Origin of the sequence: Lentzea sp. NPDC060358 (assembly GCF_042725365.1) — a bacterium.
In the GTDB taxonomy this organism is placed as follows: Bacteria; Actinomycetota; Actinomycetes; order Mycobacteriales; family Pseudonocardiaceae; genus Lentzea.
Map to the genome: position 1 here is coordinate 1 of NZ_JBHXCW010000151.1, position 19,429 is coordinate 19,429.

Here is a 19,429-nt window from a genome sequence, read left to right on the forward strand (position 1 = left end):
CTACACGCCACTTCCGCGTTCGGTCACCTGCCCGCGAGTGCCGTGACGCAGTAGGTGATGCCGGGCGACGGCTCGGTGTAGGAGACGGCCGTGGCCTCACCGCAGTCCGCCGTGGCGGCCTTGACCAGCTTCTCGATCTTCACGATCTTCTGGACGGCGAACTCGTTGCCGCCCTTGGAGCAGTCGACGACCTTCATGCCCTCCATGTTGATCTTGACCATCTCCTCCTCGTAGCACTTGCCCTCTTCGAGCTTCTCGACCAGGCAGAGCTTCAGCGAGGAGCTGCGGCGGCCGCTCTCGGTGTACTCGGCGTAGTCGTCGCTCGGGCAGGCCTCCGTCGTGGAGTTCATGGCCTTGGCGATGAAGTAGTTCGCCTCGGGGGCCCCGCAGTCGACCTTCTTGTACTTCGGGCTGATCGTGGTGCCCGTGACGCTCGCGCAGTCACCGGGCTTGGCCGACGGCTCCGTGAGACCGCTCAGGCCACCGCTGAGCAGGGCCCTGACGAGGACGAACGCGCCCACGAGCACGACCACGCCGACGATCGAACCGATGATCTTGCCGGCGCCGCCCTTCTTGGGCGGGGGGCCGTAGGGCACCGGTCCGCCGGGAGGCATCTGGCCGTAGGGGTTCGGCTGCCCCTGCTGGGCGTAGGGATCGCCGGGGTAGCCCTGCTGCGGCGCGCCGTACTGGCCGGGCTGCTGCTGCGCGTACGGGTCGGGCTGGCCGTAGGGCTGCTGCTGACCGTAGGGCTGCTGGCCATAGGGCTGTTGCTGGCCGTAGGGCTGCTGGGGCTGTCCACCGGGAGGCGGTCCGTAGGGCCCCGGCTGCTGGGGGTTGTTGGGGGTGGTCACTGGTTTCCTCTCCGATGGGTCGCGCGAAAGACAGCGAAACCGGAGCCGTGGGACACGACTCCGGTTTCACGAGTTCGAGCCCCGTTACGCGGGCGCACCGGTGCAGTAGTTCAGCTTCACCTCGGGGTAGGCGAGCGCGAGCTCCCCCTCGGCGCACTGCGGCGCGGCGCCGTCCTTGCCCGCCTTCGTCACCTTGAAGACGGCCGAGGAGGTGCACTCGGCGACCTTGAGACCGACGCCGCCGGTGTTCTCCGAGTAGCACTTGCCCTCGGCGAAGATCGGCGCGAGGCAGAGCTTCGTCTTCGGCCCACGACGCTGGGTCTGCGTGTACTCGTCGTAGTTCTCGCCGCACACCTCACCGGTGCCGCCGGCCTTGGCGACCGAGTAGTTCGCCTCGGCCGCACCGCAGTCGACCTGCTTGTACTCGGGACTGGTCGACGTGCCGGTGATGCTGGCGCAGTCGCCGACCTTCGCCTGCGCGACGTCGCTGGTGAAGTAGTTGAACGCGTAGACCGCGCCGGCGACCACGATCAGGCCGACGACGTAGGTCAGGATCCGCTTCAGGATGCTCGGCTTCTTCTGCTCCGGCTGCTGTTCCGCGGGTGCGGGCTGCTGCGACGGAGCGGGCGAAGCGGACTCAGTGGTGCTCATGCGGTTCTCTCACTTCCGGAATTACCCCAGACGGCCCATGCCCCCCGACACAGCCGGAGCAGAGAGTGCCACGCAGAGCAGGAAAGCGCTGGCGCTTTACGGAAACGTTACGGCCGCTTGGATGATCTGCGGGGTCGCCGTGCAGTAGGTCAGCGCCACCTCGGGGTAGCTGAACCGCTCCTCGCCCGCCGGGCACTCCGGCCCGGGCACCTCCCTGCGGACCTTCGTCACCCGGAACGCGTCCTCGGCGCAGTCGACCGCCGGGAGCTCCATGCGCGACGAGTCGGCCGGGTAGCAGGAGCCCTCGGACCACAGCGGGACCAGGCAGATCCTGACGTCCGGGTCCTGCGGCCGGCGCGTGACCAGGTCGGTGTAGGCGTTGGGGCAGGTCTCCGCCTTCGCGACCGTCCCGGCGACGACGTAGTTGGCGGCGGCGGACCCGCAGGTCACGGCGTCGAAGTCGGGCCGGTCGGCCTCACCGGTGACGTTCGCGCAGGAGCCCTGCGCCGGCCGCGGAACTGGCATGACGAATTCGGTCATGCCGTAGATCGCGACGGCGGCGACGACGAGGGTGACCGCGTAGGTCGCGACCCGCTTCCCCAGACTGGTCCTCGGCGCGGCCGGCTCGTCGATGATCACGCAGCAGAGCGTGCCATGTGGACGGACACCCGCGCGGCCGTTTCACTGCTTCTGCTGGTCACCGCGCTGCAGGCAGAAGGTCACGGCGGGCTCGGGGAAGATCGCGGCCCGCGACTCGCCGCACGCCGCGCCGTTGGTGGAGCCGGTGAGCACCCTGGCGACCCGCACCGAGTTCTTGGTCGTGCAGTCGACCTTGGCGATGCCGGTCTCCTCGTCCTGCCCGTAGCAGGAGCCCTGGACGAAGTTGGGCATGAGGCACAACGTGGAGTCGCCCGTGTAGGTCGAGTAGTCCATGCCACCGGACGGGCACTTGCTCTCGTTCCACCGCAGGACCTTGGCGATCTTGACGTTCGCCTCCTCGGACCCGCAGTCGAGCGCCTGGTACGTCGGGTTGTCGAGCGCGCCGGAGATCCGCGCGCAGTCACCGACCCTGGCCGTGTCCGCGGCGCCGCCGAGCTGGTTCCAGACGAACCCGCCGAGCAGGACGAGCGCGACGACAGCGGCGATACCCAGGCCGACCTTCTTCATGGCCTGGGTATCGGCGCCGGACGGGGCCGAACTCAACCGAGTTCACCCGATCAGGACCCTTCGTGCACGCCCATGCAGTACACGGAGGCCGGCTCGCTGAACCGCAGCTCACTGGACCCCTCGGGACACACCGTGCCCTCCTCGGGCAGTCCGTCGACCTTCTTCACGATCTTGACCGGCGACTCGGTGGTGCACGCCTCCTTCTTGAAGGCGCCGTCGTCACCCGAGGTGTAGCAGGCACCCTCGGCGAGGTTGGGCATGAGGCAGAGCGAGTCGCCGCCGGACTTGACCGGCTCGTAGATGCCCTCGTCGGGACACGGGTCCTCGGCGCTGTTCAGCACCTTCGCGACCCGGTGCGTGGCCTTGGCGTCCCCGCAGCCCTGCCCGGAGACGTTCCAGTCGCCGTCGGGCTTGTCGACGTCCTTGGGGGACGCGCTGACGCAGTCGCCGACCTTGGTGCCGTTGAGCGCCGTGAGCGCCCACACGCCACCGCCGACCAGCACGACCGCCAGCACACCGACGATCACGAACTTCAGCCAGTTGTTCTTCTTGGGCGACTCGTCGGTCTCGGCTTCCGCCGCGGCCGGGGCGGCCGGGTTCTCGACGGGGTCAGTCGACTCGGTGCTCATGGGCGAGAACGTACGACACCTCGTGTGGGCTGGGTGTGTCGGCTCACAGTTCTCGTCACCAGTTGACGCAGGTGGGGCGGGGCGGGCGGGGCTGTTCGACGGGTGGTCTGGGCGGGGTGGTCTGGGCGAGTGGTCTGGGCGGGGTGGTCTGGGCGGGGTGCGCGAGCGCTCTCTTCGCTGCCAGCGCCCCCTCACTGCGAGGGAACCCTCACTGCGAGGAAGCCGAGGAACCCCTCACTGCGAGGGACCCCCTCGCTGCCGCGCGCCCCCTCGCTGCGAGGACCCTTCGCCGCCAACGCTCCCCTCGCCGCGAGAAACCCCTTCGCTGCCAGAGCTCCCCTCGCTGCGAGGGGGCCCTCGTCCTGAACGCGCCCCTCAACACCAGCGCGCGCCTGCGATCCGGACTTCGGCAGCGCTCCCCTCGCCACGAGCCCGCCCCCTCAACACCAGCGCACCCTCACCGCGAGCGCACCCCTCGCCCCGCAACGCCCCGCTGCCGCCCAGCGCACTCCTCCGCTCTCAACGCACCCCTTCACCGCCACGCGCACGTCTCACCACCCAACGTGCTCCTCGACCTCAACGCTCCCCCCTCGTCCCCAGCGCGCCCCTCGTCTAAAGCGCACCCCTCTCGCCCGCAGCGCGCCCCGCGCCCCACCCAGCGCCCTGACCCGCCATGCCCTCCCACCCGCAACACAGCCCCCGCCCGACCACCCCGCTCACCCACCGCACCCCACCCCTCACCCAGCGCCCCCGGCCCAACGCGGCCACCCGGCATTTGGCGTCGTCAGGGAGACTTGTCGGCGTGACCGATGGCCCCTTGATCGTCCAGTCGGACAAGACGCTGCTGCTCGAGGTCGACCACCCGCTCGCCGACGACGCGCGCACGTCCATCGCGCCGTTCGCCGAGTTGGAGCGGGCGCCCGAGCACGTGCACACCTACCGGATCACCCCGCTGGCGTTGTGGAACGCGCGGGCGGCCGGGCACGACGCCGAGCAGGTGGTGGACGCGCTGGTGCGGTTCAGCCGTTATCCGGTGCCGCAGCCGTTGCTGGTGGACGTGGTCGACACGATGGGCCGCTTCGGGCGGCTCGTGCTGACGAACAATCCCGCCCACGGGCTGGTCCTGCACACCAACGACCGCGCGGTGCTCGAGGAGGTGCTGCGCCACAAGAAGATCTCGCCGATGTTCGGGGCGCGCATCGACGACGACACGGTCATCGTGCACCCCAGTGAGCGCGGGCGGCTCAAGCAGTTGCTGCTCAAGGTCGGGTGGCCTGCCGAGGACGAGGCCGGGTACGTCGACGGGGAGGCGCACCCGATCGAGCTGGCCGAGGACGGGTGGAAGCTGCGCGACTACCAGCGGCTGGCCGCCCAGGCGTTCTGGGCCGGCGGGTCCGGTGTCGTCGTGCTGCCCTGCGGCGCGGGCAAGACGCTCGTCGGCGCGGCCGCCATGGCCGAGGCGCAGGCGACCACGTTGATCCTGGTCACGAACACCGTGGCGGGGCGGCAGTGGAAGCGCGAGCTGATCGCGCGCACCTCGCTCACCGAGGAGGAGATCGGCGAGTACTCGGGTGAGCGCAAGGAGATCCGGCCGGTCACCATCGCGACCTACCAGGTGATCACCCGCAAGTCGAAGGGCGAGTACAAGCACCTGGAGCTCTTCGACTCGCGCGACTGGGGCCTGATCGTCTACGACGAGGTGCACCTGCTGCCCGCGCCGGTCTTCCGCATGACGGCCGACCTGCAGAGCCGCCGGCGGCTCGGGCTGACCGCGACGCTCGTGCGCGAGGACGGGCAGGAGGGCGACGTCTTCTCGTTGATCGGGCCGAAGCGCTACGACGTGCCGTGGCGCGACATCGAGGCGCAGGGCTGGATCGCGCCCGCCGAGTGCACCGAGGTCCGCGTGACGCTGACGGACAACGAGCGCCTGCAGTACGCGACGGCCGAGCCGGAGGAGCGCTACAAGCTCTGCTCGACCGCGCGGACGAAGCTCCCGGTGGTGCGGCGGGTGCTGGAGCAGCACCCGGACGAGCCCGCGCTCGTGATCGGCGCCTACCTCGACCAGCTCGACGAGCTGGGTGAGGAGCTGGGGGCGCCGGTGATCAAGGGGTCGACGAAGAACAAGGAGCGCGAGGAGCTCTTCGACAGGTTCCGCAGGGGCGAGCTGCGCACGCTCGTCGTGTCGAAGGTCGCGAACTTCTCCATCGACCTGCCGGAGGCCTCGGTCGCGGTGCAGGTGTCCGGCACGTTCGGGTCGCGGCAGGAGGAGGCGCAGCGCCTCGGCCGGTTGCTGCGGCCCAAGGGCGACGGCCGGCAGGCGCACTTCTACTCGGTCGTCGCGCGCGACACGCTCGACACCGACTACGCCGCCCACCGGCAGCGCTTCCTCGCGGAGCAGGGCTACGCCTACAAGATCGTCGATGCGGACGACCTGGTCGGATGACGTCCTGGTGGATGTGGGACCCGGCCGGGACGGTGCCCTCGCGGCGGTTCCGGTCGGAGGCGTCGCTCGCGCGGGCGGCGCCGGAGACCCGGGTCGTCCGGTCGGACGACTTCACGTGCCCGGTGCAACGCCGCCGCGCCACGGCCGTGCGCACCGACTTCCTGGCCGTGACCGGTGATCCGGTGCAGGTGGCGCTGGTCGAGCAGCGCCTGTGGACGCTGCTCGTGGCGTTGCGCAGGGCCCAGCCGTTGCGCGACGCGCTGGCGGCCGCCGTCCCGAAGGCGGGGCGGGCGGCGCTGGTGGCGGAGCCCTCCCGCGAACTGGCCGAGTTCGACCGGCGCTTCGACCGGTTCGCGGCGGCGCTGCGGGTGCTCGTCACCGACCCGGCGCCGGAGCAGCTGCGCCACACCGCCGCCTTGGACTAGCCCCGCTCGGACCGTCGTTACGCAACGATGACACGGCAAGAACGTCCTCATGAGACCCGTCCGGAAGGCTGCAGGACATGCCGCGCGTACTGCTGATCGAGGACGACGAGGCGGTCCGCGAGGGACTGTCGCTCGCCCTGACCTACCAGGGTCACACCGTGGACGCGGTGCGCACGGGCGAGGAGGGCCTCGAGTTCCTGGCGACCACCGCGCCGGACGTCGTCGTGCTGGACCTGATGCTGCCCGGCGTCGACGGCTTCGAGGTGTGCCGGCGCATCCGCGCGTCCGGTGACCTGCCGATCATCATGCTGACCGCGCGCAACGACGACATCGACGTGGTCGCGGGCCTGGAGGCGGGCGCCGACGACTACGTGGCCAAACCGGCCCAGGCCCGCGTGCTCGAGGCCCGCATCCGCGCGGTGCTGCGCCGCTCGACCGCGTCGGTGGTCGAGGTCGCGGCCGAGCGCCACGGCGACCTGACGATCGACCGCGACGGCCTGGTCGTGACGCGGCTCGGGCGTCCGGTGCCGCTCGCGCCGACCGAGCTGCGCCTGCTGCTGGAGCTCTCGTCGTCGCCCGGCCGCGTGCTGTCGCGCCAGCAGCTGCTGCAGTCGGTCTGGGACCAGGGCTACCTCGGCGACTCGCGGCTGGTCGACGCGTGCGTGCAGCGGCTGCGGTCGAAGATCGAGGACGACCCGGCGGCGCCGGTCTACGTGCAGACCGTGCGCGGTTTCGGTTACCGCTTCGGGCCGCTGTGACGCTGCGCCTGCGACTGCTGCTCGCCTTCGGCTTCCTGAGCGTCATCACCGCCGTCGCGGTGGCCGGGGCGGGCTACGTCCGTGCGCGCGACGCCATCGTGCAGCGAGCCCAGGACAACGCGGTCGTGGAGATCACGAACCGGGTCGAGCAGCTCTACCCGTTGCCGGCCCGCCCGCTCTCGGCCGCGGCGCTGGAACGCATCGCGGGCCGGGTCTCCGGCCGCACCGACGGGGTCGTGGCGTACGGCAACGGCCTGTCCGCCGGCGGCATGGACACGTCCGTGATCACGCCGGAGTTGCGCGGCCTGGTGTCGTCCGGACGCGTCGGCTGGCAGCGCGTGCAGTACTCGGACAGCGTGTGGCTGGTGGTGGGCATGCAGCTGCGCCTGAACTCCGGTGAGCCGTCGGGCGTCGAGGTCTACGTGCTGAGGCCGTTCACCTCGGAGACGGCGTTCGTCGGCGAACTGGCCCAGAACGCGTGGCTGATCGGCGGTGCGGGCCTGGTCCTGGCGCTGGGACTGGGTTTCCTGGCCGCACGCGGTGTGCTGCGCCCGGTCCGCGAGCTGCAACTGGCGGCCTGGCAGCTCGGCCAGGGCGACCTCACCGCCCGAGTGCCGGTGCGGGGCCGCGATGAACTGGCGTCCGTCGCGACGACGTTCAACAGCACCGCTTCTTCTCTGGAGCACCACGTCGGCGAACTGCGGCGCATGGAGGCAGACGCACGCCGTTTCGTGGCAGACGTGTCGCACGAACTACGAACCCCCCTCGCCGCGATGACCGCCGTGACCGACGTCTTGGACGCCGAAACCGCTTCCCTCCCCGGCGTGGCGGGCCAGGCGGCGCGGCTGGTGAACCGCGAGACCCTGAACCTGACCAGGCTGGTGAACGACCTGATCGAGGTGACCAGGTTCGACTCGGGCACGGCCGCGCTGGCGCTGGACGACGTGGACGTGGCCGAGGTGGTGCTGTCGTGCCTGCGGATGCGCGGGTTCTCGGCGGAGGTGACGGCGTCGCTGCCCGAGGGGGTCCGGGCGCGGCTCGATCCGCGGCGGCTGGACGTGATCGTGGCGAACCTGGTGGGCAACGCGCTGCGGCACGGGTCGGCGCCGGTGTCGGTGGCGCTGTCGGTGGACGGCGCGTTCCTGGTGATCGAGGTGGCGGACTCGGGGCCGGGGTTGTCGCCGGAGGTGCTGCCGCACGTGTTCGCGCGGTTCTACAAGGCCGACTCGGCGCGGGGGCGGTCCGAGGGGAGCGGGCTGGGGCTGGCGATCGCGTGGGAGAACGCGCGGCTGCACGGGGGGACGCTGGTGGCGGCGAACCGGGCCGGGGGCGGGGCCGTGTTCACGTTGCGGCTGCCGTTGGACGGTGAGGTGTGAGGCCGAGGATTGTCGGGTGGCGGGCCGGTGCCGCGTGGCACGGCGCCGCAGGTTCCGGGTGGCTGAGCGGGGCACGGTGGCTGAGCGCCCGTTCCAACGCGGTCGACGCGCCACGACGTGCGCGCGTGCGGAGGCTCGGCGTGGTGGCGCTCGCCCTCGCCGTGCTCACCGGGTGCGGCATCCGCCCCACCGACCCGATCCCCGGCCTGGTCGCGCCGACCGGGCCCGTCGAGAACACCGCGCCGTCGCTCTTCTGGGCCGCCGGCGGCGTCGTCGTGCCGTCGAACCGGCCGCAGGCCAGCCTCAGCGGGTACGACGTCGTCGAACTGCTCGCGCTGGGGCCCACCCCGGACGAGCAGGCGCGCGGGCTCGGTACCGAGGTGCCGTTCGACGCGGCGCCCGCCACGATCGACCGGGTGGCGAACGGGCTCGACGTGCACCTGTCCACCGACGTGTCGCAGCTCAGCGGGGTCGCGGTTCAGCAGATCGTGTGCACGTTGCTCGGGGTCCAGCCGGTCGGGACCGTGAACCTGCGCGGGGGCGGGCATTCGCTGGAGTTCCAGAAGTGCGCTTGAATCGGCACGTGCACGTCTACTCCGTCCCCCTGCGCGCCCGGTTCCGCGGCATCACCCGGCGCACCGGGCTGCTGGTCGAGGGGCCGGCCGGGTGGGGCGAGTTCTGCCCGTTCGAGGAGTACGGCGACGACGAGGCCATGGCGTGGCTCGCGTGTGCGCGGGAGGCGGCGAACGACGGGTGGCCGACGCCGGTCCGGGACCGCATCCCGGTCAACTGCACGGTTCCGGTGGTCGAGCCGGCGCGGGCCCACGAGATCGTCGCGAAGTCGGGGTGTTCCACGGCCAAGGTGAAGGTCGCGGAGTCCACGTTGGCCGACGACTGCGCACGGCTCGAGGCGGTGCGGGACGCGTTGGGGCCGCAGGGGTTCGTGCGGGTCGACGCGAACATGATGTGGGACGTCGACACGGCCGTCACGGCGATCAAGGCGCTGGACAGGGCGGCCGGCGGGCTCCAGTACGTCGAGCAGCCGTGCCGGACGCTGGACGAACTCGCCGCGGTGCGCAGGAAGGTCGGCGTGCCGATCGCCGCGGACGAGTCGATCCGCAAGGCCGAAGACCCGCTGAAGGTGGCCGTGTCGGGCGCCGCGGACATCGCGGTGATCAAGGTGGCACCGCTCGGCGGGGTGCGGAAGGCGCTCGAGGTGGCCGAGGCGTGCGGGTTGCCGTGCGTGGTGTCGTCGGCGTTGGAGACCTCGGTCGGGATGGCGGCCGGGGTGGCACTGGCCGCGGCGTTGCCGGAACTCGACCACGCGTGCGGGCTGGCGACGGTGCAGCTGTTGGACGGGGACGTCACCAGCGACTCGCTCCTGCCGGTGGACGGGTACCTGCCGGTGCTCGGCCAGGCGCCCGTGCCGGATCGCGTCGCGGAGTTCGAGAGCGGTGACCGGGCGTGGGTCGAGCGGTACGAACGGGTGCTGGCCAAGCTCAGTCAGCAGAGCTGATTGACGGCGATCTTCACCGGGAAAGGCTCGGTGGCCTCGTAGACGCCGGCTTCCGCCGGAGCTTCCTGGTAGCCGAACTCGCCCGCGAAGTGCGGCGCAGCCAGGGAGACCGGCTTGTCCACATCGATGATCCAGTAGAACGGGATGCAGGCGTCGCAGTACTCATCACGCTTGGTCCGGTAGTCGGTTCGTTTCGAGCTCGGCGACAGGATCTCGACCACCAGCACGACCTCGGACGCGCGGAGCAGACCGCCCTCCCGGTCCACCCTGTCGACCTCGGCTCGACTCACCACGACGAGGTCGGGGCGGCGCACTGAGCCGGGCTCGTCCGGCGGCGCGAGCTGCAGGTCGATGTCGATGTCCGGGATCACTCGGTGTGTGCTCGGCACCTGGTCGCGGAGCTGGGCGTGCAATTCCCCGAGGATGATGTTGTGGCGGGGGTTGGGGCTGGGGGTCATGATCAGACGGCCTCGTACCAGTTCCGTGAAGCCGTCTTCGGTCTCTCCGAGCGCGGCGTACTGAGCGACGGTCAGCAGACCCGTCGGAACAGCAGGCAGACGCCCCGGAGGCTGGTCAGGCAGTGCGGTCACCGCGTCTCCTTCCGTCTCAGTCACCTTCGCACAGGTGAGCGAATCCCAAAGGGACCTTACGCAGTCGCACCCGCCAGACCAGCGGTTTTACCGCGAAGTTCAGCCTTTCGAGTGGTCACGGCCTCCCCCGCACCAGCCCCTGCTGGTTGGCCCCCAGGCTGAACACCACACCCTCGGTCCGTGTGATCGCCTCGGTCCGTCGAGGAGTGACGGGCACCCGAGTCAGGTCCACCAGCCGGATCGGCGGCCCCAGCTCGACCAGCGTGGGCGTGTAGGAAGCCTCGACGACGGACCACCCGGCGGGCCCCTGCTCGAACTTGAACCGGGCGATGGCCCCCTCCTCGGTCACCCCGCGCGGCTCCGCGTGGCGGGCGACCTCGTTGCCCAGGCCGTAGGCCACCCACTTGTCGCCGATCTTCTCGAACGGCTGCACCACGTGGACGTGCGTGCCGATGATCAGGTCCAGGGCGGGGTCGGCCAGGAGCCGGCGGGCCAGGGCCTTCTGGTCGGGGGTGGCCTCGTGCTGGTACTCGTTGCCCCACTGCACGGACAGCACGACGACCTCGGCTCCCGCGGCGCGGGCCGCTCGGGCGTCGGCGAGGATCTTGTCGGCGTCGATCTGGTTCGCCCGCCACGGCTGGGGCAGCGGGATGCCGTTGAAGCCGTAGGTGAACGAGAGCTGGGCGACCTTCACCCCGTTCGCGTCCAGGACCAGCGGGGCGGCGGCTTCCTCCTGGGTGCGGAACGAGCCGGTGTGCTTGAGGCCGACGGCGTCCATCGCGTCCAGGGTCGTCTGGATCGCCGAGACGCCCCGGTCCAGGGTGTGGTTCGACGCGGTCGAGCAGGAGTCGTAGCCGACGTCGACCAGGCCCTTCGCCACCTCGGGCGGGGCCAGGAAGGCCGGGTAGCCGAAGAACGGGCCCTCCTTCGGGCCCAGCGGGACCTCCAGGTGGCACAGGGACAGGTCCGCCTTCAGCGTCTCCCGCACGCCCTCGAACAGGGGCAGGTAGGTGCGGCCCGCCGCGCCGCCGTCGGCCGTGGCCTGGTCGGTCAGGGCCGGGTGGATCAGGACGTCGCCACCCGCGGTGAGCGTGAACGACCGCGGTGGGGGCGGGCCGGACGACGAGGCCGGCACGGGGACCGAGGAGGTGACGACGACCGGGGAGCCGGTGCACGCGGACAGGGCGAATCCGGTGGCCAGCACGAATGCCGGCCACCGGACCGCACGCCTCAGCGGTGCCGCCGGCGCCGCAGGACCACGAACAGCACAACGGCCAGCGCCGCGCCCGCCACGGGGAGCGCGCGCTTCAGGACCGGTACGCCTGCGGTGTCGATCAGGTCGATCGGCTCGTCGGGAACGACTCGGAGATGCTGCTGCTGTGCCACCTCGTCAGGATCCCCGGATCCCAGCGTGCCCGCCAGGCATTCCGCGAACTGGTCGACGAGCTTGCCGCTGACCTCGGCGATCAGCCCGCGTCCCAACTGGGCCGGTCTGCCGGTGATCGCCAGGTCGGTCTCCACCTCGACGGTGTCGCCCACCTGGAACGTCACCGTGGCGGACGCCGTGCCGTTGCCGCGGGCGTCCTTGCCGGACGCCTTGAGCACGGCGCGGCGCCGCTCCTGGTCGACCTCGACGAACTCGCCGGTGCCCCGGTACAGCAGCTGCACGGGCCCGAGCTTGACCTTCACCTCCCCGCCGAACGTCCGCCCCTCGACCGAGGTGAGCTTCGCTCCGGGCAGGCACGGCGCCACCCGCTCGGGGTCGAGCAGCGCCTCCCACACCTCCTCGGCGGGGCCGGGTGAGACGAACGAGTGCGTCAACTTCATCCCGCTACCGCCGCCGTCACCGCACGACCGGTCAGGACGCGGGCCAGGTTGTCCTTGTAGGTGTCGCCGGACGAGGCCTTCAGCGCCGCCGCCGAGATCACCTCGGCCGACGCCTCCTGCCCGACCAGCGCGGACTCGACGTCCACCGCGCGCACCGGCCCGGACCCCACGTTGGTGAGGCCGACCCTGGCGGCCGCGATGGCTCCGTCGCGGACCTGCACGGCCGCCGCGACGGCGACGATCGACCACGCCTGCGCGACCCGGTTGAGCTTCTCGTAGTGCGCGCCCCAGCCCGTGTGCTTGGGCACTCGAACGTCGAGGAGGATCTCGTCGGGCGCCAGCGCCGTCGTGAAGTAGTCGACGAAGAACTCCGCCGCGGGCACCTCACGCCGCCCGCCGGGACCGGCGATGATCATCGTCGCGTCCAGGGCCAGCGCGGGGGCCAGCAGGTCGCCCGCCGGGTCCGCGTGGGCGAGCGCGCCGCCGAACGTGCCGCGGTGGCGCACCTGCGGATCGGCGACGGTGTCCGTGACCAGCTTGAACAACAACGCGTGGTCGTGGACCAGGTGGTCGCGCTGCACCTCGTAGTGCGTGGTCATGGCGCCGATCAGCAACGAGTCGCCGTCGTCGCGGACGCCGGTCAGCTCGGTCAGGCCGCCGATGTCGATCAACGCCGTCGGCGCCGCCAGTCGCATGCGCAGCACCGGCACGAGCGACTGGCCGCCCGCGATGACCTTCGCGTCCTCGCCCTCCTCGGCGAGCATCCGCACGGCTTCGTCCACGGACGACGGGAACAGGTACTTGAACTCCGCGGGGATCACGACTGACCTCCCTGCGCGTCGATCGAACCGAGCCCACCCGCTGCCACGTCGCCGGCGCCGGGGTCGCCACGCCCCTGCAACGCCGTCCACACGCGCTCCGGCGACATCGGCATCTCGATGTCGCGAACACCCTTGTGCCGCAGGGCGTCCAGCACGCTGTTCACCACGGCCGGCGTCGAGGCGATCGTGCCCGCCTCGCCGACTCCCTTGGCGCCCAACGGGTTGGACGTCGCCGGCGTCTCGGTGCGGTCGGTGATGAACGACGGCAGGTCGGCCGCGCACGGCACGAGGTAGTCCGCGAGCGTCGCCGACGTCAGCGTGCCCATCTCGTCGTGCGTCGCCTCCTCGTACAACGCCTGCGCGATGCCCTGCGCCAGTCCACCGTGCACCTGACCGTCGACGATCAACGGGTTCACGACGGTGCCGACGTCGTCCACGGCCACGTACCGGCGGATCTTCACCATGCCCGTCTCGGTGTCGACTTCCGTTGCGCACAAATGGGTTCCGTGCGGGTACGAGAAGTTGTCCGGGTCGTAGGTGGCGTCGGCGTCCATGCCGGGTTCCATGCCCTCGGGCAGGTCGTGGGCCACGTGCGCGGCCAGCACGACGTCGCCCAGCGAGCGCGCGGTCGACGTGCCGCGCACGGAGAACGACCCGGACGCGAACTCCACGTCCGCCTCATCGCACTCCATCATGTGCGCGGCCAGGGTGCGGGCCTTGGCGAGCACCTTGTCCGCCGCGTGCACCAGGGCGGTGCCGCCGACGGCCAGCGAGCGCGAGCCGTAGCTGTCCATGCCCTTGTGCGACGTGGCCGTGTCGCCGTGCAGCACCTCGACGTCCTCGAACGGCACGCCGAGCTTGTCCGCGACGATCTGCGACCACACCGTCTCGTGGCCCTGGCCGTGCGGCGACGTGCCGGTGATCACCTCGACCTTGCCGGTGGGCAGCATCCGGATCGACGCGGTCTCCCAGCCGCCGGCGCCGTAGCGCAGGGCGCCGAGCACGCGGGACGGCGCCAGGCCGCACATCTCGGTGTACGTGGAGATCCCGATGCCGAGCTGGACGACATCACCCGACTCGCGGCGCCGCTGCTGCTCCTCGCGCAGCGACTCGTACTCGAACAGCTCCATCGCGCGCGCCGTCGCGGCCTCGTAGTTGCCGGAGTCGTAGGTGAGCCCGGCGACCGAGGTGAACGGGAACTCCTCGTGCTTGATCCAGTTCAGCTCGCGGACCTTCATCGGGTCCATGTCGAGCTCGACGGCGAGCTCGTCCATCATCCGCTCGATCGCGAACGTGGCCTCGGGCCGTCCGGCGCCGCGGTAGGCGTCCGTGGGCACCTTGTTCGTGAACACGTTGGTGCACACGAACCGGTAGGCCGGGAACTTGTAGATCGCGTTGAACATGAACGCGCCCAGGATCGGCACGCCCGGCGTGACCAGGCGCAGGTAGGCGCCCATGTCGGCGAGCAGCTCGACCTTGAGGCCGGTGACCGTGCCGTCGCGGCGGGCGGACAGCGTGACCTTCTGGACCTGGTCGCGGCCGTGGTGGGCGGACAGCATCGACTCGGTGCGCGTCTCGGTCCACTTCACCGGGCGGCCCATCCGCCGGGCGACCAGCAGGCACAGCAGCTCCTCCGGCGTGACCTGGAGCTTGCCGCCGAAGCCGCCGCCGACGTCCGGCGCGATCACCCGGAGCTTGCTCTCGGAGATGCCCGTGACGGCCGACAGCATCCAGCGCAGGATGTGCGGGATCTGCGTGGCGGACCAGACGGTGAACATGCCCGCGCTGGAGTCGACGACGACCGACCGCGGTTCCATGAACGCGGGGATCAGCCGCTGCTGCCGGAACGTCCGCTCGACGACGACCTCGGCGGCGGAGATCTCGTCCTCGACGTTCGTGCCGGTGCCGGCCTCGGCGGAGTCGAAGATCCACGTCGCGCACTTGTTCGTGCCCAGGTCCTCGTGGACGAGGTCGCGGTCCCGCAGCGCCTCCTCCATGTCGAGCACGACCGGCAGGTCCTCGTAGTCGACGTCGATCTCGGCCAGCGCGTCCGCGGCGTGGTAGGCGCTGTCGGCGATCACCAGCGCCACGGCCTCGCCCGCGAAGTTGACCCGGTCGACGGCCAGCGAGGGTGCGGCCGGCGACTTCATGTCCTCGGTGATCGGCCACGCGCAGGGCAGCGAGCCCTGCTCCGCGGCGAGGTCCTCACCGGTCAGCACCAGGGCGACACCGGGCATGGCGGTCGCGCGGCTGACGTCGATGCTCGTGATGCGGGCGTGGGCGACGGGACTGCGCAGCACCGCCATGTGCAGCATGCCGGTGAGCTGCAGGTTGTCGGTCCACCGGGTGTCGCCGGTGATGAGCCGCGCGTCCTCCTTGCGGCGCCGGGCCTTCCCGATCTCCGGTTCGGCGGTGGCGGTCATTCGCCACCTACCGCGTGCGGGGTCCGCTGCTCGATCTCCGGACCGGCGCCGGGCTTCATGCTCTGCGCGGCGTCCTGGACGGCGCGGACGATGTTCTGGTAGCCGGTGCACCGGCAGAGGTTGCCCTCGAGCCCCTTGCGCACGGTCTCGTCGTCGGGATCGGGTTCGTCGGCCAGCAGGTCGATCGCCTGCATGATCATGCCGGGGGTGCAGAAACCGCACTGCAACGCGTGGTTCTGGCGAAAGGCCTGCTGCACGGGGTGCAGCTTGCCGTCGCGGGCGAGGCCTTCGATCGTCGTGACCTCGTGCCCGTTCGCCTGGACGGCGAACACCGAGCACGACTTCACGCTGTGGCCGTCCAAGTGCACCGTGCAGGCACCGCAGTTTCCGGTGTCGCAGCCGACGACGGTGCCGGTCTTGCCCAGGCGCTCGCGCAGGTAGTGCACGAGCAGCAGCCGGGGCTCGACCTCGTCGGCGTGCGTCACTCCGTCGACGTTGACCGAGATGTGCATGAACCCTCCCAGTGGTGGGTGATCATGTGACGAGGGCCACTCCAGCTTGCTCCCTGTTTGCCCGTTCAACAACCCGATCAGTGGTGAATCGGTTCACCAAGATCCACCAGACGCCTGCCGGAACCGTTCCACCGCAAGGAGATGATCTCCGCCGCGATCGACACGGCCGTCTCCTCGGGAGTCCGCGCGCCCAGGTCGAGACCGATGGGCGAGGCCAGCCGGGCAAGCTCGCTCTCGGACAGTCCCGCCTCCCTCAGCCGCTGCAACCGGTCCTCGTGCGTGCGGCGCGACCCCATCGCTCCGATGTAGCCGACCTTCAGTCGCAACGCGACCTCCAGCAGCGGCACGTCGAACTTCGGGTCGTGCGTGAGGACGGCGATCACCGTGCGTTCGTCGAGCTTGGACGCTTCGCCTTCGAGGTACCTGTGCGGCCACGCGACGACCACCTCGTCGGCCTCCGGGAAACGCGACCGCGTCGCGAACACCGGCCGTGCGTCGCACACGGTCACGCGGTAGCCGAGGAACGCGCCGAGCCGGGCCATCGCCGCGGCGAAGTCGATCGCTCCGAACACGAGCATGCGCGGCGGCGGCTCGAACGAGTTCACGAACACGCTCATGCCCTCGCCGCGGCGCTGTCCGTCCGGCCCGTACTGCAGCACGCCACTGCGGCCCGAGGCCAGCATGCCGCGCGCGTCGTCGGTGACGGCGTCGTCGATGCGCGACGACCCGAGGCTGCCGGAGCGCCGGTCCGGCCAGACGACCATGCGGCGGCCGATGCCGTCCGGGTGCTCGACCACTGTCGCGACGGCCACCGGGGCCTCCGCGCGCACGCTCTCCACGACCTCGGCGAGCTGCGGGAACGACGCCGCGTCGATCTTCTCGACGTAGATGTCGATGATCCCGCCGCAGGTCAGCCCCACGGCGAACGCGTCGTCGTCGCTCACGCCGTAGCGCTGCAGCACGGGCTCCGCGGTCTCCTGCGCGAGGTCGTAGACGGCTCCCTCGACGCATCCGCCGGACACGCTGCCGACCGCCTCGCCGTCCTGCGTCACCAGCATCGCCGCGCCCGCCGGCCGGGGCGCCGAGCTGAAGGTCGCGACGACCGTGCCGACGCCGACGGTCTCCCCGTTCGCCACCCGTTCGGCGAGGTCGTAGAGGACATCACGCACGGCGCACCTCCTTCAGCAGTTCTTCCAACGCGTGCACGCTGTGCCCGGCGACCATCGTGTCGACGTGCGGCAGCACCGCCACCACGCCGCGCTGCACCGGCGCGTAGCCCGGCTTCCCCGCGTGCGGGTTGGCCCAGACGACCTTGTGGCTCATCCGCCGCAGCCGCGCCATCTCGGTGGCGAGCAGGGCCGGGTCGCCGCGTTCCCAGCCGTCGCTGAACAGCACGACCACCGCGCCGCGCTGCCGCCACTGCTGGTTGAACCGCCGCAGCGCCTCGCCCAGCCGGGTGCCGCCCTCGTAGTCGGGGATGGCGCCGCCCGCGGCCCGCAGCGCCCGGTCGGGGTCGCGGTCGCGCAGCTGGCGGGTCACGCGGGTGAGCCGGGTGCCGATCGTGCGGACCTCGACGGGCATGGCCCGCGCGACCACGTGCGCGAACCTCAGCAGCGCGTCGGAGTAGGCCGCCATCGAGCCGGACACGTCGATCAGCAGCACGAGCCGGCGGGCCTTCACGCCCCGGCGGCGGTGTCTCGGCAACGCGATCTCGCCGCCGGTCTCGATCATCGCGCGCACCGTGCGGGCGAGGTCCATCCGCCCGCGGCGGGCCCTGCGCAGGCGGCGCGACCGGCGGCGCGGCGGGAGCGGGGTCAGCCGGGCGATCAGCGGTGCCGCGTCGAACTCGGAGATGTCCTTGTGCTTCAGCACTTCCACGTCGGACGCGGCCACGCCGACGGTCAGCGAGTCGAGCTCGACGGTCGTGCGCGGCCGGGGCGGGGTGCCGCCGAAGTACGCGCGGTAGACGGCGTCGTAGCGCGGCAGGTCGTCCGGTTCGGCGCACAGCGTGAGGCGCCCGGCCCAGTAGAGGTCGACGTGCTCGGTGGCCCGCAGGAACGCCTGGACGCGGTCGGGCCCGCACTGCAGCCCCGCGTCCCGCAGGACGCCCGTGAACCCGACGCAGGCCTCCGTCATCCGACGATCGCGCTCCCGATCACGCGGTCCGCGTCCTCCCGGTACTTCAGGACGGCGCCGAGCGTCGTCGCGTCGGGTTCGGTGCGGCCGAGCGCCTGCAACGCCCGCGCCCAGTCGAGCGACTCGGCCACGCCCGGCGGCTTCATGAGGTCGAGGCCCCGCATCTGCTGCACGGCCTCCGCGACCCTGCGCGCCAGCCGGTCGTCCAGACCGGGCAGCGTGCGGCGCAGGATCGCGATCTCGCGGTCGAGCGCCGGGTGCTCCAGCCAGTGGTAGAGGCAGCGGCGCTTCAACGCGTCGTGCACCTCGCGGGTCCGGTTCGAGGTCAGCACGGTCAGCGGCGGCGTCGTGGCCCTGATCTCGCCGAACTCGGGGATGCTGACCGCGTTCTCGCTCAGCACCTCCAGCAGGAACGCCTCGAACTCGTCGTCGGCCCGGTCGATCTCGTCGACCAGCAGCACGCACGGCGCGGTCTCCAGCGCCTGCAGCAACGGTCTGGCCAGCAGGAACCGTCGCGTGTAGAGGGAGGCCTCGTCCACCTCGCCGCGCGTCTCGAGCACGCGCAGGTGCATGAGCTGCCGCGGGTAGTCCCAGTCGTAGAGGGCCTGGGTGGCGTCGATGCCCTCGTGGCACTGCAACCGGATCAGCGGCACGTCCATCGCCCTGGCGAGCGCCAGCGCGAGCGACGTCTTGCCGGTGCCGGGCTCGCCCTCGAGGAACAGCGGCCGTCCCATCGCGACCGCGAGGAACGCCGCCGTGGCGACACCGCCGTCCGGCAGGTACCCCGCGCGGTCGAGCCCTGCCGCGAGCTCCTCAGGGGACTCCATGAGCCTCAGCGTACGACTACCGTGGGGGTATGGCGTCGGTGAAGAAGGTCCAGATCACGTTCGACTGCGCGGAACCCGTGCGCGTAGCCGAGTTCTGGAGCCAGGTGCTGGGCTACGACGCACCGCCCGAGAGCGACGGTTCGTGGTCCGCGTGCGCCGACCCGACCGGCGAGGGCCCGCGGTTCTACTTCCAGCGCGTTCCCGAGGGCAAGGTCGTCAAGAACCGGGTGCACGTCTGCGTGCGGGCCGGCACCGGACTAGTGGGCACCGAACGCCTCGCCGCGTTGCAGGCGGAACGGGCCCGGCTGGAACCGCTGGGCGCGACGCTGGTCCGCGTGATGGAGGCCGACGAGGAGAACGAGTCGTGCATCGTCATGCGGGACGTCGAGGGCAACGAGTTCTGCCTCGACTAGACGCCTCCCGCGAACCGCATCGAAGGCGAAGCCGAGCAAGGCGATGCCGAAGGCGAGCAAGGCG

21 protein-coding genes are annotated in these 19,429 nt (G+C 71.3%); 7 read left to right on the forward strand and 14 right to left on the reverse strand.

Annotated elements, in window-relative coordinates:
- Positions 1–23: 23 nt before the first annotated feature.
- The 5 genes from ACFWGZ_RS27225 to ACFWGZ_RS27245 all read right to left on the reverse strand — a co-directional run bounded on the left by ACFWGZ_RS27225 (position 24) and on the right by ACFWGZ_RS27245 (position 3,298).
- Complete coding sequence (locus ACFWGZ_RS27225; protein ID WP_382454417.1) at positions 24–851, reverse strand: hypothetical protein; 828 nt, start codon at positions 849–851, stop codon at positions 24–26.
- Positions 852–935: 84 nt separating this feature from the next.
- A complete protein-coding gene (locus ACFWGZ_RS27230; protein WP_382454418.1) occupies positions 936–1,502 on the reverse strand; it encodes a hypothetical protein in 567 nt (188 codons plus the stop codon).
- Positions 1,503–1,598: 96 nt separating this feature from the next.
- Positions 1,599–2,141: a hypothetical protein gene (locus ACFWGZ_RS27235; RefSeq protein WP_382454419.1), complete on the reverse strand. Its 543-nt coding sequence runs from the start codon at positions 2,139–2,141 to the stop codon at positions 1,599–1,601.
- A 42-nt stretch (positions 2,142–2,183) separates the two neighbouring features.
- Positions 2,184–2,669, reverse strand: a complete 486-nt coding sequence (locus ACFWGZ_RS27240) for a hypothetical protein (RefSeq protein ID WP_382454420.1) — start codon at positions 2,667–2,669, stop codon at positions 2,184–2,186.
- A gap of 50 nt (positions 2,670–2,719) precedes the next feature.
- Positions 2,720–3,298 (reverse strand): hypothetical protein, encoded by a 579-nt coding sequence (locus tag ACFWGZ_RS27245; RefSeq protein ID WP_382454421.1) that lies wholly within the window; start codon positions 3,296–3,298, stop codon positions 2,720–2,722.
- An 802-nt stretch (positions 3,299–4,100) separates the two neighbouring features.
- Between ACFWGZ_RS27245 and ACFWGZ_RS27250 the strand changes: the two genes are divergently transcribed.
- The 6 genes from ACFWGZ_RS27250 (at position 4,101) to ACFWGZ_RS27275 (ending at position 9,816) form a co-directional block, all read left to right on the forward strand.
- On the forward strand, positions 4,101–5,741 hold the full coding sequence (locus ACFWGZ_RS27250) for a DNA repair helicase XPB (protein WP_382454422.1): 1,641 nt from the start codon (positions 4,101–4,103) through the stop codon (positions 5,739–5,741).
- On the forward strand, positions 5,738–6,166 hold the full coding sequence (locus ACFWGZ_RS27255) for a hypothetical protein (RefSeq protein WP_382454423.1): 429 nt from the start codon (positions 5,738–5,740) through the stop codon (positions 6,164–6,166). Before ACFWGZ_RS27250 ends, ACFWGZ_RS27255 begins: the two co-directional genes overlap by 4 nt.
- Before the next feature lie 77 nt (positions 6,167–6,243).
- Entirely contained in the window at positions 6,244–6,924 is a 681-nt protein-coding gene (locus ACFWGZ_RS27260) for a response regulator (RefSeq protein ID WP_382454424.1), read from the forward strand.
- Positions 6,921–8,300, forward strand: coding sequence for an ATP-binding protein (locus tag ACFWGZ_RS27265; protein ID WP_382454425.1), 1,380 nt, complete (start codon positions 6,921–6,923; stop codon positions 8,298–8,300). The genes ACFWGZ_RS27260 and ACFWGZ_RS27265 overlap by 4 nt, the downstream gene beginning before the upstream one ends.
- Positions 8,301–8,425: 125 nt before the next feature.
- Positions 8,426–8,875, forward strand: a complete 450-nt coding sequence (locus ACFWGZ_RS27270; protein WP_382454426.1) for a hypothetical protein — start codon at positions 8,426–8,428, stop codon at positions 8,873–8,875.
- Between the two features lie 8 nt (positions 8,876–8,883).
- Positions 8,884–9,816: an o-succinylbenzoate synthase gene (locus ACFWGZ_RS27275; protein ID WP_382454437.1), complete on the forward strand. Its 933-nt coding sequence runs from the start codon at positions 8,884–8,886 to the stop codon at positions 9,814–9,816.
- Here the strand turns inward: ACFWGZ_RS27275 and ACFWGZ_RS27280 are convergent.
- The 9 genes from ACFWGZ_RS27280 to ACFWGZ_RS27320 all read right to left on the reverse strand — a co-directional run bounded on the left by ACFWGZ_RS27280 (position 9,804) and on the right by ACFWGZ_RS27320 (position 18,952).
- On the reverse strand, positions 9,804–10,406 hold the full coding sequence (locus tag ACFWGZ_RS27280) for a Uma2 family endonuclease (protein WP_382454427.1): 603 nt from the start codon (positions 10,404–10,406) through the stop codon (positions 9,804–9,806). The genes ACFWGZ_RS27275 and ACFWGZ_RS27280 overlap by 13 nt on opposite strands.
- Before the next feature lie 115 nt (positions 10,407–10,521).
- Complete coding sequence (locus tag ACFWGZ_RS27285; protein ID WP_382454428.1) at positions 10,522–11,610, reverse strand: CapA family protein; 1,089 nt, start codon at positions 11,608–11,610, stop codon at positions 10,522–10,524.
- Between the two features lie 26 nt (positions 11,611–11,636).
- On the reverse strand, positions 11,637–12,233 hold the full coding sequence (locus ACFWGZ_RS27290) for an SRPBCC family protein (RefSeq protein WP_382454429.1): 597 nt from the start codon (positions 12,231–12,233) through the stop codon (positions 11,637–11,639).
- Positions 12,230–13,054, reverse strand: coding sequence for an FAD binding domain-containing protein (locus ACFWGZ_RS27295; protein ID WP_382454430.1), 825 nt, complete (start codon positions 13,052–13,054; stop codon positions 12,230–12,232). The genes ACFWGZ_RS27290 and ACFWGZ_RS27295 overlap by 4 nt, the downstream gene beginning before the upstream one ends.
- Complete coding sequence (locus ACFWGZ_RS27300) at positions 13,051–15,477, reverse strand: xanthine dehydrogenase family protein molybdopterin-binding subunit (protein WP_382454431.1); 2,427 nt, start codon at positions 15,475–15,477, stop codon at positions 13,051–13,053. Before ACFWGZ_RS27300 ends, ACFWGZ_RS27295 begins: the two co-directional genes overlap by 4 nt.
- Positions 15,474–15,989, reverse strand: coding sequence for a (2Fe-2S)-binding protein (locus tag ACFWGZ_RS27305; protein ID WP_382454432.1), 516 nt, complete (start codon positions 15,987–15,989; stop codon positions 15,474–15,476). Before ACFWGZ_RS27305 ends, ACFWGZ_RS27300 begins: the two co-directional genes overlap by 4 nt.
- Before the next feature lie 77 nt (positions 15,990–16,066).
- Complete coding sequence (locus tag ACFWGZ_RS27310) at positions 16,067–17,158, reverse strand: XdhC family protein (RefSeq protein ID WP_382454433.1); 1,092 nt, start codon at positions 17,156–17,158, stop codon at positions 16,067–16,069.
- Positions 17,151–18,125: a VWA domain-containing protein gene (locus ACFWGZ_RS27315; protein ID WP_382454434.1), complete on the reverse strand. Its 975-nt coding sequence runs from the start codon at positions 18,123–18,125 to the stop codon at positions 17,151–17,153. The genes ACFWGZ_RS27310 and ACFWGZ_RS27315 overlap by 8 nt, the downstream gene beginning before the upstream one ends.
- Entirely contained in the window at positions 18,122–18,952 is an 831-nt protein-coding gene (locus tag ACFWGZ_RS27320) for an AAA family ATPase (RefSeq protein ID WP_382454435.1), read from the reverse strand. The genes ACFWGZ_RS27315 and ACFWGZ_RS27320 overlap by 4 nt, the downstream gene beginning before the upstream one ends.
- Positions 18,953–18,981: 29 nt before the next feature.
- On the opposite strand from ACFWGZ_RS27320, the gene ACFWGZ_RS27325 reads away from it, so the two are divergent.
- Entirely contained in the window at positions 18,982–19,365 is a 384-nt protein-coding gene (locus ACFWGZ_RS27325; RefSeq protein WP_382454436.1) for a VOC family protein, read from the forward strand.
- Positions 19,366–19,429: the final 64 nt, after the last annotated feature.

Excerpts from the sequence above, each read along its gene's own strand:
- ACFWGZ_RS27230 (WP_382454418.1), bottom strand. The coding sequence starts at position 1,502 with ATGAGCACCACTGAGTCCGCTTCGCCCGCTCCGTCGCAGCAGCCCGCA.
- ACFWGZ_RS27240 (WP_382454420.1), bottom strand. The coding sequence starts at position 2,669 with ATGAAGAAGGTCGGCCTGGGTATCGCCGCTGTCGTCGCGCTCGTCCTG.
- ACFWGZ_RS27245 (WP_382454421.1), bottom strand. The coding sequence starts at position 3,298 with ATGAGCACCGAGTCGACTGACCCCGTCGAGAACCCGGCCGCCCCGGCC.
- ACFWGZ_RS27255 (WP_382454423.1), top strand. The coding sequence starts at position 5,738 with ATGACGTCCTGGTGGATGTGGGACCCGGCCGGGACGGTGCCCTCGCGG.
- ACFWGZ_RS27260 (WP_382454424.1), top strand. The coding sequence starts at position 6,244 with ATGCCGCGCGTACTGCTGATCGAGGACGACGAGGCGGTCCGCGAGGGA.
- ACFWGZ_RS27290 (WP_382454429.1), bottom strand. The coding sequence starts at position 12,233 with ATGAAGTTGACGCACTCGTTCGTCTCACCCGGCCCCGCCGAGGAGGTG.
- ACFWGZ_RS27300 (WP_382454431.1), bottom strand. The coding sequence starts at position 15,477 with ATGACCGCCACCGCCGAACCGGAGATCGGGAAGGCCCGGCGCCGCAAG.
- ACFWGZ_RS27305 (WP_382454432.1), bottom strand. The coding sequence starts at position 15,989 with ATGCACATCTCGGTCAACGTCGACGGAGTGACGCACGCCGACGAGGTC.
- ACFWGZ_RS27315 (WP_382454434.1), bottom strand. The coding sequence starts at position 18,125 with ATGACGGAGGCCTGCGTCGGGTTCACGGGCGTCCTGCGGGACGCGGGG.
- ACFWGZ_RS27320 (WP_382454435.1), bottom strand. The coding sequence starts at position 18,952 with ATGGAGTCCCCTGAGGAGCTCGCGGCAGGGCTCGACCGCGCGGGGTAC.
- ACFWGZ_RS27325 (WP_382454436.1), top strand. The coding sequence starts at position 18,982 with ATGGCGTCGGTGAAGAAGGTCCAGATCACGTTCGACTGCGCGGAACCC.